Raw genomic sequence first — 12778 nt, 5'->3', positions numbered from 1 at the left:
CCACAAATCAGAAACCGCATCTGGTCAAAACGCAACCGTCAAGGTACGGTAAGCCGAGCAAATTCAATACATTTTTTGTTCTCCTTAACCCAGCGTAGTTCGCATGCGAGTGTTATCTGGAATCCAACCAACGGGCCGCTTCCATTGGGGTAATTTTTTTGGAGCGATTCGACAATACATCGATCTGCAACACGCCAACGAAGGTTACTACTTCATCGCCGACCTGCACGCGCTGACCACCGTTCGCGATCCGCAAATATTGCGTCAGAACGTTCGTGATGCGGCCCTGGATCTGTTGGCGTTGGGGCTCGATCCGGCCAAAGCGACGCTGTTTGTCCAGTCGCATGTGCCCGAGGTTTCGGAGCTCTCTTGGTTGCTGATGACCGGAACGCCGATGGGCCTGTTGGAACGATGCCACGCCTACAAAGAAAAGAAGGAACGGGGCATCAAAGCCGATGCCGGGCTATTCACCTATCCCGTCCTGATGGCCGCCGATATCTTGGCCTACGACTCCGACATGGTCCCCGTTGGCGCCGACCAGATCCAACACATCGAGGTCTGTCGCGATCTGGCGGGCAGCTTTAACCATGCCTACGGAGAGACGTTTGTCCTCCCCAAAGCGAAGGTTCTGGAAGAGTCGGCCAAGGTCCCCGGTACCGATGGCCAGAAGATGAGCAAAAGCTACGACAACACGTTGCCGTTATTCGGAGACACCAAGGCGATTCGCAAACAGATCATGCGGATCACCACCGACAGCCGGCCGATGGAAGATCCCAAAGATCCCGAGGGGGACCATCTGTTTGATCTCTTGCGTTTGGTCGGCAGCCAGGCGGATATCGATGCGATGGCCGAAACCTATCGCCGCGGCGGATTTGGGTATGGCGAGGTGAAGAAGGCGGTTGCCGCTGCCAGCGAGGAATACTTCGCCGCCGCGCGACAGCGTCGCGCAGAATTGGAACAAGATGTCGACTACGTCGATCAAGTGCTCCGCCAAGGCGCCGAAAAGGCACGCGGCAAAGCTGCGGATGTGTTGGCTCGGGCGCAACGCGCCTGCGGCTTGCGTTAATCTTCACCGTCTACCTCAACGCGCCAGAGCACCGCAAATGAATATCATCGGCATCGGTACCGATATCGTCGAATGCTTGCGTATCGAAAAGATGATCGAGAAGCATGGCGATCTGTTTTTGACGCGAGTTTACACGCCCGGCGAAATCGAATACTGCAGCGTCCGTAAGGCGGCGACGGAACATTACGCAGGTCGCTGGGCGGCGAAAGAAGCGGTCCTGAAGGCGCTCGGCAGCGGATGGTCTCGCGGCATCCACTGGACCGATATCGAGGTCCGCAATGAAACCGGCGGCAAGCCACGAATTGCGTTGGCGGGAGAAGCACGCAACCTGTGCGAGGAGCTTCGACTGCACGAGATCCAAATCTCCATCTCCCATTGCCGCTCCCACGCCACAGCGTTTGCGATCGCTGTCAGCGTCTAAACACTCTGCTTCGCTAAAGCTTGCCCAATGGCGTCTGCCGCCGATTCTTGAGACGCCGCGCGCTTGCCTCTCAACGTCTAATGGACGCCTGAAAGCGTCGAAGCTGCGCCGCCGTTTAGGTGCGATCACGGCCCCACGTCGACAGGAAAACCCTCCACTTGGGTAGAAAAACTCGGTGTATTGCGCCGCTTAATCGGTAAAGTTTACCGAAAACGTCGCTTAGACCCCGATCGAAAATCGCAATTCCTCTGGCGGACCTGATTGGTTGGATTATGCCGGTCGATACAGATTTACAACAAAGCAGCTGCCGATCGAAACAATCGGCCGCAGCCTAAACAAAGCAATGAACCGGTTTTGGGTGGCGGTCCAAGGCTGATCCGGCCAAAGTCTACTGGAGACGAATCAATGTTACGAATTATTGTTCCCCTGGCGTTGGCATCCTTATTGCCAAACGCAATCCTTCACGCTCAAACCCCGTTCCAATCGATTGCGCAAGTCGGCTACGCGGCCCAGTGTGATTGTGGCGAAGCGGTTTGCGGATGCGAAGGTTCTTGCAGCGAACCGACGTGCGGAATATCCGAACCGGCGGCCGATTGTGATTCAATCTGCGACAGCGGATGTGACAGCATGGGTGGCGGCCTCGGCTGCTTCGACTCGAGCAAAACCGGCTGCGGTTTGTTCTCCAACTGTGGCGGCGATCCCTTGTCGTTGTTCGGTTGCAGCCCATGCGGTCTGACCGTCTCGGGATGGACACAAATCGGTTACCACAGCAAAGGTAGCGACTTCCGTTTCAACAGCGATCCCAACAACGTGCAATTGCAACAGGCCTGGCTCTCGATCGACAAAGCGATCGACACGTCCGAAGGCTTCGATATCGGTGGACACATCGACTACATCTACGGTACCGACGGTCCCGACACACAAGCGTTTGGAACCGACAACGGGCACTGGGACCAATCGTTTGACAACGGTGGCAACTACGGATCGGCAATTCCGCAAGCTTATGTTGAAATGGGCTATGGAGACCTGTCGGTCAAGGTCGGACACTTCTACACGATCATCGGTTGGGAAGTCGTTACCGCGCCTGACAACTTCTTCTACAGTCACGCTTACACGATGTACAACAGCGAACCGTTTACTCACACCGGTGCGTTGGCAACCTTGGCCGTTGGTGACAACGCGTCGGTATTCGGCGGCTACACCCTCGGTTGGGACAGCGGATACGAAGACAACGGCGACAACTTCATCGGCGGTATCAGTTCGGCATTGTGCGACAATATCACCGCCACTTACGCCACCGTCTTTGGTCGTTTCGTAGAAAGAACACAGGAACGCGGTTACATGCACAGCCTTGTCTTCGACGTCACGATGACCGAAAACTTCCAGTACATTCTTCAATCGGACTTGTTGGCTACCGAGAACGCCAGCGGCGCTGCCGAACGTGAATCGATCGGGATCAACCAATACTGGATCTATTCGATCAACGACTGCTTGTCGGCAGGAGCTCGCTTCGAATGGTGGAACAACCTGGACAGCGCAACCGGCAACCGTGCTGATGTTTATGACCTGACCTTGGGTTGCAATGTCACTCCCCATTCGAACGTGATCATTCGTCCTGAAGTCCGTTGGGACTGGGATCCCGATCAATTGGGCGTCAACCAAGACGGTGGCAAGAACCAAACCACCTTCGGCATCGATACGATCGTCTTGTTCTAAGACGATCGCCTGCGACAAAGCCTAATCGGTTGAACACGGAACCCAGAGTGCGGACCTCGCACTTTGGGTTCTTGTCGTTTCGGACCCCGCCGCCCTGCAGGGTCCGCAGGCATCGCTCATCAACGACTTACTCTGCCGCGAACAGAACTTCGACCCCCGCGTTCTCAAACGCTTCCAATGCTTCCGCCGTATCGGGATGACGATTGGTCACGATCACATCGATCTCATTCAAACCAGCAATGTGACACATCGAATGCTTGCCGATCTTGGTGTGATCGGCCAACACGATCACACGGTCCGCGTGGGCGATCATCAACCGCTCGCTTTCAACGACATGTTCGTTGTCGTTGTACAAGCCGGAAAGGTTGATCCCGCTGACCGAGAGAAGCGTCCATTGGGCGTGGTATTGCGCGATCGACGCCTGCGCACTTGGACCGACCAATAGTCCGGTACCTGGAAACAGAAACCCGCCTGTCAAGAACAGCTCGTGCATCGCGCGGCTGGACGAATGCGATTCGATCGCCGCCGCCAAACGCAGTGAATTGGTAATCAACCGCAACGGGATCGCGGGCAGACAATTGCCCATTTGCAACGTCGTTGTGCCGCCATCGACGAACACGACGTTGCCCGGGGCCAGCATCGTGACCGCTTCGCGGGCGATTGCCAGTTTTGCGTTGCGCTGCCGTACCTCACGAATCGCGATCGGCATCGTCTGGTCATTATGCAACACCTGAACCCCGCCCCGGACGCGGCGAACCAGATTGGCGTCGGCCATCTCGCCAAAATCGCGTCGCACCGTCGCCACACTGGCACCGAAGCGCGCGACCGCCTCTTCGACCGACAACGTTCCGGTTTCGGCCAGAACTTTCATGATCTCTTCGTGACGATGGACCTTCATCGCGGATCCCTCAAATTGCACAAATGACGCATTACGCTCAAGCACCCTGCTCCTAACTGCGCGTTTTGATCGCAAAACGCGATTGTTCCATGATTGGTACTGCGCGTTGATTGCTCCCTTTTGATCCATTCGATACGCTTTGTCAAGCGTTGATCCGCGTGCCCAAGGGATTCACATCATCGATGTTGCTCGCAGTGGCAAAGGGATCTCGCGTTGAATCGAACAAAGATGTTCGCTGAAAAGACTCGCTTGCCTGGAGAGACACCGCTGATGGCCGTTGAATTGCGTTTGGGCGTGAAGTCCGACATGATCGAATACCGTTACTCGCACCAATGGTTGTTCCGGCTGTTGGCCGAAGAGGGTGTCGGATATGTCCAATTGGGTTCACAGTTGGAGACCTACCACCTGCCCGACCGTTACTTCCACGACCTCCGCAAGCAAGCCGATGACGCTGGGGTTGTGATTGACAGCACCTTCACGACCCACCGTGAACTGGGGGGATTCTTTCGCAGTGAACCTGGATTCGAACAGGTCGCGCGCAAGAACTATGAACGCTACATCGAAGTCGGAGGACTTCTGGGCGCAACCAGCGTCGGCAGCAACCCCGGTGCGGTGCTGCGAGACCAAATGGGAACCAAGGCGGCGGGGCTGAAATGTTACATCAAGCACATGAAGGAATTGATGCACTACGCGAACGAGCACGGCCTCAAATGGTTGACGATCGAACCGATGAGCTGCCTGGCCGAACCGCCGACGTTGCCGGAAGAGATCGCGGCGCTCGGACAAGAATTGACCGAATACCACAACGCCCATCCCGACACCACGGTGCAAGTTGGCTACTGCACCGACATCGCGCACGGCTACGCCGACCGCGATGGCAAGATCCTCTTCGATCAATACGATCTGTTTGAAGCCTGCGTCCCCTGGATGTACGAAGTGCATCTCAAGAACACCGACAGCATCTACAACTCAACGTTCGGATTCACCCAGGCCGAACGTGCCAAGGGAATCATCGACGTTCCGCAGTTCCGTCAATTGTTGATCGAAGCCTCCGATCGTCTACCGGTCACCAAGTTGGCGGGCTATCTTGAGATTGGTGGCCCCAAGTTAGGACGGGACTACAGCGACCATTTGCTGGAGGCTTCGTTGCGTGAATCGCTCCAATACCTGCAAACGGCTTTCATGGAGGCGTCAACGCCGGAACCGCTGCCCCCGCGGACGATACGTTCTGAAAAACCGCAGGTGCTGATTTCCCCTTCGATGATGTGCGTCGATCCCTTGAATTTTGAATCGGCGTTGCGACGCGTCGAGGCGTTGGGCGTCGACATGCTGCACATCGACATCATGGACGGACACTTTGTCCCCAACGCGCCGATGGGCCTCGGGATTGTGGAAGCCTTGCGGCCCAAGACCGATCTGCCGATCGATGTCCATCTGATGGTGGAGGACAACGATTTCTTTGTCGAGCTGTTAGCACCGATGCGAGTCGATCAAATCTCTGTCCATGTCGAATCATGCATTCACCTGGATCGCACACTAGCACGGATCCGCGAAATCGGAGCACAAGCTGGTGTGGCGATCAATCCGGCAACGCCATTATCGGCGATCCAGTACGTCCTCGAGCGGATCGACTACGTCTTGGTGATGACCGTCAATCCTGGCTATGCGGGACAGAAGATGACCCCTGCTTCGATCCGCAAGATCGCCGATTGCCGCAAGCTGTTGGACGATCAGGGCTATTCCCAAATCCCAATCCAGGTCGATGGCAACGTTAGTTTTGAGAACATCCCAGCGATGGTCCGCGCCGGTGGCGTCAACTTGGTCGCGGGAACCAGTAGCATCTTCCATCGGGATGCTTCGTGGAGCGAGAACGTGATCACGATGAAGCACGCCATCGCCGCTGGTCTGAACACAAACTGCCCATAGCCCCGCCCCATCCATTGGAGACCGTTCAAATGACAAAAGCACTCATGGACGCCATTGTGCTGCATGGCGTTTCGGACTTACGTTTCGAACAAGTTCCCGTGCCCCAGGTGCCCGAAGGCAAGCTGCGTGTTCGGATCGGATTCTGTGGTGTTTGCGGCAGCGACATTCCGCGTTGCTTCACCAAAGGGACCTATAGTTTCCCCACGATCTGCGGGCACGAATTTGCCGGGACCGTGGAAGCCCTTGGTGCCGGAGTGACCGATTTCGCCGTGGGCGATCGCGTGGCGGTCTTTCCGTTGATTTGGAACGACAACCATCCAGCCTGCGAAGTGGGTAAGTACGCGCAAAGCGATGGCTATGATTATTTGGGCAGCCGAAGCGACGGCGCGTTCAGCGAATTTGTAATCGCGCCACAACGGAATCTGATCAAGGTTCCCGACAACGTTTCTTTAGAAGAAGCCGCGATGACCGAACCAGCCGCCGTCGCGTTGCATGCGGTGCGTCGCGCTCAATTGCGATTGGGCGATACCGTGGGAATCTTCGGATTGGGGCCGATCGGATTGATGGTCGCCCAATGGGCCCGCGCGATGGGGGCATCACAGATCGCCCTGTTCGACATCCTGCCCGAAAAATTGCAGCTCGCCCGCGAACTTGGCTTCGAGCACGTCTTCGACAGCCGTGACGAAGCTCCTGCATCGGTCGCCGAACGGTTGACCGGAGGCCGCGGCGTGCATGTGGCGATCGAAAGCGCGGGCGTCCCGCCGACGATGACCGCCGCTTTGCAAGCGACGCGTCGCTCGGGGCGTTGCGTGTTGTTGGGCAATCCGGCGACCGACGTGACGCTGCCAGCCGCCTTGATTTCACAGTGCATGCGTCGCGAGATCGACATCCTGGGAACTTGGAACAGCGACTTCAGCGTCTTCGGCGACGACGATGATTGGCGAACCGTGCTCGATGCGATGCGCAGTGGCGTCTTGAATCTCAAACCGCTGATCACCCATAACGTTCCGTTATCCGAAGGGATCGCCGCACTGGAAATGATCCGCGACCAGAGTGCGTTTTACGCCAAGGTGTTGCTGCATCCGTAGCGTCAAATTGTCGCGAACAGACACCCCCTCCCCATACTTTAAATGCGAACTCACGATGCAAAACTCGATCTATTATCTCGACAAACCCGGCGGCAACTTCACGCATGCTCAGGAAACGATCGGCGAACCTGGACCAGGCGAAATTCGCTTGCGAACCAATAAGACATCGGTCTGCCAATCGGATGTGGTGATCTACAAAGTCGGTCTGCCGCGGATTCTATCGTGGCCCGCGATTCTGTTGCACGAGGTTGCTTGCGTCGTCGACGCCGTCGGTGCGGGGGTGGATAAGTTTGCCGTTGGGGATCTCGTCGGCCTCGGATGCGACATCCCCTGCGGTGATACCGATTGTATCTACTGTGGTGCCGAAGGGACCGGCGACTGGACCAGTTGCCCCAACACGCAGGCCACCGGACACGAATTTCCCGGCTTCGCCCGGTCGCATGCAATTCTGCCGAAATGGTTCGTTGACGACGGCCCGATCGTTAAATTTCCGGCCGGCTTCAATCCCAATCACGCCTGCCAACTGGAACCGCTGGCCTGCTGCCTCGAAGGCATGACGCGCGTCAACAACTGCATCGAGAATCGGATTGTCGTTTTGATCGGCGCCGGCTCGCAAAGCACCTACGCGCTGCAGTGCGCCAAAGCGATGAACGCCAAGAAAATCATTCTGATCAATCGCGGCAAAGAGCGACTAGAACGCGTGCTCGCGGATTTCGGCGACGATCGCGTTGTTGGCGTCCGGTGGGATGAAAACGTCGTCGCCAATACGTTGGCGCATTGCAAGCCATACAACGAACCCCACTTTGTGATGGTCAACGCACCGGTTCGCGAAGCGTATGATCTGGCGCCGCAGTTGATGGGCTACGGAACGGTCCTCGACGGACACGCGGGGGTCAAGGGGGCCGATGGGAAGCCGCGGATTGCCCATGAGATCGATCTCAACAACGACATTCATTATCGGCTGCAGTGCTACCAAGCGACTCACGGAAGCAGCATGCACGGAATTCGCTTGGCTCACAAGTTTCTTTCCGAGGGGTTACTACCCAAGATTGACCGCATGACCAACGAGACCGAAGTCTTTGGACAAGATCAAATCCACGCCGCGATCAGCCGAGCCGCGGACAAAGATAGCTTGAAGGTGATCATCGACTGGGATCGTTGATCGCACCGGTTCGTCGCGGTCGTGGAGACACTGACCGCGACGCCCTCGCCCATTTGAAATTGGCGAGGCACCTGTGTTCCACGATGCGTGTGGAGCGATCGAACGGTTAGTATTCGCCGATCGTTTCGCCATTGTCGCGAGATCCCAGGGCTTGCCAGGTGGCCAGTTCAACGGTCTCGGAAACGAACCGAGTCGAACCATCGGCCAACGCGATTTGAGCGCCCCCTGGATGGTAGCTGGAATACGACAGCTCGCGTTCTTGATTGTTGACCGCGTCGCTATTGATTTTGAAGAACGTCGACCCCAAAGACTCGGAGAAATCGCTTCCCGAATCGCTATCGTAGTTCATGTGATAGAACAAGAAGCGATCGCATATATTGCAGCCCTTGTCGCCATCGAGCATGTATTGCGATTCTCCGATCATCACCGTATTGGACAATCCATCGGTCGCGTCACGGAATTTTCGCGGCGGCAACGGTCGCGAACTCGTGAACAAACTGGCCATGAACAACCCGTTGGAGCTGTCCATTCCCCCGGTACCATTGTTGTCGGTTTGGGCGTTCCCACCCGCGCAGGCGAGGTAGTTGTTGATTGCGCGGTTGGCCAACCCGTTGATGGTGTCCGGCTCGTTAGTCGGGCCAATTTGCGAGGGACAACGGAACGCGGGAACGGGAGTTTGAGCCAGGGCGATCAACGCCAGGCTGCGAGCATCGGTTCCGGTCCAGGCGCCAGAATCGTTAAACGGTGTGGGGACCGTGTCATACAGAGGCGTTTGTTCAATCTGGGGCAAAATAAATGTCGTCCAATCGTGCCCCCATCCGGCGTTAGCACCATACGGCAAGCTGTTGTAGGTATCGTGGTAGTTGTGCATCGCCAACCCCAGTTGTTTCAGATTGTTGCCACACTGCATCCGCCGGGCCGCTTCGCGTGCCGACTGCACAGCGGGAAGCAAAAGTCCAACTAAGATTCCAATAATCGCGATCACGACCAACAATTCCACCAGCGTAAAGCCCGCCCGACGACCGTTTCGGTTAATCATCCTGTTATCCATCTATTGTATGAAGACCATTTATCGAAAACCGCAACCAGCGCGGTTGCAGGAAGACATTGCATATTCGAAAGTACCGAACTATGGCCCTTCGTCGGCCAATACAGGTTCAGGGCCGCGCGGCGGGGCGTCGCTGGTAGCCGTTGGCGTAGGAAGAGGGGTGACTGGGGCGTTGCTGGGCCCGCCGCAACCGACGGCGGCACCGACATGCGCGATGCTTGCAAGAAGCAGTAATCGAGAAGAAATGGACATAACGGACCAACTCCACAGGAATAATATCGAAGACAAACGAATGACGTCACGAACTGAAGAGTCCGTCGCCCAAAGGTTGTCGCAGTTTATGAATTCGTAAATGAAGCCAAGGCGCAGGAATGATGAAGAACGCGCGAAGCTTGTCTCATAGGCTCCCCGCCAACGAGCGAGTGAATTTCGCCAACAGCGACTGTCGCGGCGCACACCGCCACTTCATCCAACCGTACCGCCATAACACTGGCCGCCGGATTCCCCTTATGCGCAACGATCGAAGTCCCGTGAAACCGATCGGAGCGACATTGCTCCTCACTCAAACAACGTGATTTTTAATCAAACCTTCATTTGGGCTGGCGGTTGACGGCCCCCCGCTCCGCGACGTTGTACCGGCATCGCCCGCAGTGCAATCTCACAGCACCGCTACTGTCGCCAGCCACGCGAACTTCGCCGCACCTCCGACGTGGTGGGTGGATCTTCGATGATCGTCGGCGGAAGATTTCCGAGGCGTTTTGACGGCGAGGAGGAACATTCTTCTGACCGCTGGGCAACGCTTCGTTTCTTTAGGAGGATTGTTGCGTCGAGGTCGTAATACTTCCGACGTGAAAACACTCCCGGATTGGCTTTTTGCGTCACTGGGAGCTAAAATCCTCAGATACTGAATTCAGCCCCACCGATTCGACGGAGTCTAAAAAAATGCGACGCTTAGCTTTCTTTGGAATATTGACCCTCAGCCAGTTTTTGATCTGTTCCAGCAGTTTCGCTGAGAAGGTGGAAGCTTTAGGGGGCGCGGTCACGCTGGAAACGCCCGAGGGTTGGAAAGCCGTCCCGCCGCGATCGCGGATCGTCGAGAAGGAATACGCGATCAGCAAGGAAGGAGTCGAACAGGCGGCACGAGTGACGATGATGCCCGCCGGGGGCGACATCACCGCCAATATCGATCGCTGGATCGCCCAGTTCACAGCTCCCGATGGCGGATCGGCGAAAGCGACAGCCAAACAAGAAAAGCTGGATGTGGCCGGAAACGAAGTTCACTTGATCGAATTGCAGGGAACCTTCAAGGAATCGATGGGCGGTGGCCCATTTGCTCCTGGCAAAACCGTCAAGCGTGAAGACTACGAGATGCTGGGTGCGATCATTGTCAACGATGGACGCAAATACTTCATCAAGGTGACTGGCCCCGCCGAAATCGTTGGTGAAAACAAGGAAGCCTTTAAAAGCATGCTCAAGAGCATCAAATAGCACTCCCCCCAAAGGCGAAACCGCGAGAAACCTGCCCCCGTTTGAGGTCGCTCTGCGGCGAACATCGCTGTGGCAGCCTGCGGCTATGAAAAACGTATCGCTCGGCGGGGCATTCCGTCGGGCGATTTTCGTAGGTACGCTGGAGCCGAGCTTAGCGATTATGCCGATTCGGCGATTCTCGCTGCTTTGAAACCCACCGATCCGCTGCTGCTTGGTTCGGCGAACCGGTGTAGACCAAAGTAGGCTTCACCAACGTCAATTATCACCGCGAACCGCGTTTCACGTCCGCTTTCGGCGACTCCATGAATATCCACACCTTCCTTGAGCATCACGGTATCAGCCGCAATCCCTTCGCCGAAGAGGATGCGCAAACCGATCCCGTGTTCAAAGAATTTTGTATCTCCAGCGCCTTCCATCCGGTCTGGGACAAGGTCTACGGCGATCCGTCGGAACCGAGCACTGCGATCGTGTTTGGTGCGAAGGGGGCTGGAAAAACGGCGATTGGTTTACAGATCGATCGCCATTTGGATCGCTACAACCGCCAACATCTCAACAACCGCACATTTGTCATTCGGTACGACGACTTCAATCCGTTCCTGGATCATTTCCAAGAACGGCTGCCGAATCGAATTGCCAAAAAACCCGAACGCACACTCGACGCTTGGCGTTTGTGGGATCATATCGATTCGATCCTGTGCATCGGCGTCACACGGCTCGTCGATCGCGTCCTGGATCAAAATAACGCGAACGATTCGGTAGCGACCGAGGTTCGCGACGAAGACCTGCGAAAACTGGAACGTCATCAAGCACGCGACCTGCTGCTGCTGTCGCTCGCCTACGATCAATCGACCGGCGAATCATTCTCCGACCGTTGGAATGGGCTGCGACGAAAATTGGGCTACCGCAACTGGTCGGTCGGCTGGGACTTTGGGTTGGCGATCGCTTCGGTGATCATCGCGTTGGGCCTTTCGAGCTGGTTAGCTTATTCCGACCGGCTCAGTCCGATGTGGGCCGGTGCGTTGTTCCTGCTGGTCAGCTTCGTCGGGGCGGCGCACTACAAGTGGCGTTGGTTGCGATGTTGGTGGATGGCACGCGGAATCCGCAAGCACATGCGCGTTGGCAAACGGGACACCCGTGCACTGCACAAGACCCTGCTTTCGATCCCGTTCAGCGAACTGGCCAGTCAGCCGTTGCCGCGATTCGACCGCACCGACGACCGCTATGAGATGCTCAGCAAGTTTCAACTTTTGCTGGCGCGTCTCGGTTTCTCGGGCGTGATCGTACTGATCGACCGAGTCGATGAACCCCATCTCTTGGGCGGCAAGCCAGAGCTGATGCGTCGCTTCGTTTGGCCGCTGTTGGACAACAAGCTGTTGAAACATTCGGGCGTCGGCATCAAACTGCTGTTGCCGCAAGAGCTGCATCGAGACGTCGAGCGCGAGTCGCGAGAGTTCCACGAACGGGCGCGACTGGATAAGCAGAACCTGGTTCCCAGTTTCCACTGGACAGGCGAAGCGTTATACGACTTGGCTCAATCCCGCATGATGGCGTGTGCGGCAGAAGGTCAGTCTCCCGAGCCGCGGAAGCTGTTCGATGAGAATATTTCTTACGAACGTTTACTCGCCGCAATGCAGTCGTTGCGAGTTCCTCGGCATCTGTTCCGATTCCTGTACCGCGTGTTGGTCGAACATTGCAACAAGTACACCGATTCGGATCCGCACTACAAAATCGATGCCTCAACCTTTGAGACCTCACTGGCGGTCTACATGAGAGAACTCGAAACCACAGGCGGTTGATCGCCGCGGTCTTTTCGGAAGCCAAGGTACCGGAACGGGTCGCGCGTTTCGGCCCGGTGCTCCTTTCCGAAGATCGATAGTCTTGACGACTTCCGCTTCGCCGGGGAATCGCCCCGCGGTGACGCACTTCGAAGCGGAACGGGTCGCGCGTTTCGAGCCCGTGCTGCTT

Annotated in this window: 10 protein-coding genes; 8 read left to right on the top strand and 2 right to left on the bottom strand. The window is 56.5% G+C overall.

What is annotated here, in order from left to right; genetic code table 11:
- Nucleotides 1-103 precede the first annotated feature (103 nt).
- The 3 genes from trpS to Poly24_RS12615 all read left to right on the top strand — a co-directional run bounded on the left by trpS (nt 104) and on the right by Poly24_RS12615 (nt 3203).
- Nucleotides 104-1066 carry a tryptophan--tRNA ligase gene (gene trpS / locus Poly24_RS12625; RefSeq protein ID WP_145095516.1) on the top strand — a complete coding sequence of 321 codons (963 nt, stop codon included), beginning with the start codon at nt 104-106 and terminating at the stop codon, nt 1064-1066.
- A gap of 37 nt (nt 1067-1103) precedes the next feature.
- Entirely contained in the window at nt 1104-1487 is a 384-nt protein-coding gene (acpS, locus tag Poly24_RS12620; protein ID WP_145095513.1) for a holo-ACP synthase, read from the top strand.
- Between the two features lie 405 nt (nt 1488-1892).
- Nucleotides 1893-3203, top strand: coding sequence for a porin (locus Poly24_RS12615; RefSeq protein WP_145095510.1), 1311 nt, complete (start codon nt 1893-1895; stop codon nt 3201-3203).
- Between the two features lie 127 nt (nt 3204-3330).
- Here the strand turns inward: Poly24_RS12615 and Poly24_RS12610 are convergent, their stop codons facing one another.
- On the bottom strand, nt 3331-4101 hold the full coding sequence (locus Poly24_RS12610) for a DeoR/GlpR family DNA-binding transcription regulator (protein ID WP_197452535.1): 771 nt from the start codon (nt 4099-4101) through the stop codon (nt 3331-3333).
- Nucleotides 4102-4314: 213 nt separating this feature from the next.
- Here Poly24_RS12610 and rpe point away from each other — a divergent pair, with 213 nt between their 5' ends.
- The 3 genes from rpe to Poly24_RS12590 are packed head-to-tail and all read left to right on the top strand — an operon-like array spanning nt 4315 to nt 8277.
- Entirely contained in the window at nt 4315-6027 is a 1713-nt protein-coding gene (gene rpe, locus Poly24_RS27050) for a ribulose-phosphate 3-epimerase (RefSeq protein ID WP_197452534.1), read from the top strand.
- A 29-nt stretch (nt 6028-6056) separates the two neighbouring features.
- On the top strand, nt 6057-7115 hold the full coding sequence (locus tag Poly24_RS12595) for a galactitol-1-phosphate 5-dehydrogenase (RefSeq protein WP_145095503.1): 1059 nt from the start codon (nt 6057-6059) through the stop codon (nt 7113-7115).
- 55 nt (nt 7116-7170) lie between these two features.
- Nucleotides 7171-8277 (top strand): alcohol dehydrogenase catalytic domain-containing protein, encoded by a 1107-nt coding sequence (locus tag Poly24_RS12590; RefSeq protein WP_145095500.1) that lies wholly within the window; start codon nt 7171-7173, stop codon nt 8275-8277.
- A 106-nt stretch (nt 8278-8383) separates the two neighbouring features.
- Here the strand turns inward: Poly24_RS12590 and Poly24_RS12585 are convergent, their stop codons facing one another.
- Nucleotides 8384-9316 (bottom strand): DUF1559 domain-containing protein, encoded by a 933-nt coding sequence (locus Poly24_RS12585; protein WP_197452533.1) that lies wholly within the window; start codon nt 9314-9316, stop codon nt 8384-8386.
- Nucleotides 9317-10267: 951 nt separating this feature from the next.
- On the opposite strand from Poly24_RS12585, the gene Poly24_RS12580 reads away from it, so the two are divergent.
- Both Poly24_RS12580 and Poly24_RS12575 read left to right on the top strand, forming a co-directional pair.
- The gene (locus Poly24_RS12580) at nt 10268-10813 is read left to right on the top strand and encodes a hypothetical protein (RefSeq protein WP_145095497.1); all 546 of its coding nucleotides are present in this window, start codon (nt 10268-10270) and stop codon (nt 10811-10813) included.
- 302 nt (nt 10814-11115) lie between these two features.
- The gene (locus tag Poly24_RS12575) at nt 11116-12609 is read left to right on the top strand and encodes a hypothetical protein (protein WP_145095495.1); all 1494 of its coding nucleotides are present in this window, start codon (nt 11116-11118) and stop codon (nt 12607-12609) included.
- Nucleotides 12610-12778: the final 169 nt, after the last annotated feature.

Origin of the sequence: Rosistilla carotiformis (assembly GCF_007753095.1) — a bacterium.
GTDB lineage: Bacteria > Planctomycetota > Planctomycetia > Pirellulales > Pirellulaceae > Rosistilla > Rosistilla carotiformis.
Note: the sequence above shows the minus strand (reverse complement) of the source record. Positions and strands in the feature narration are given on the sequence as shown.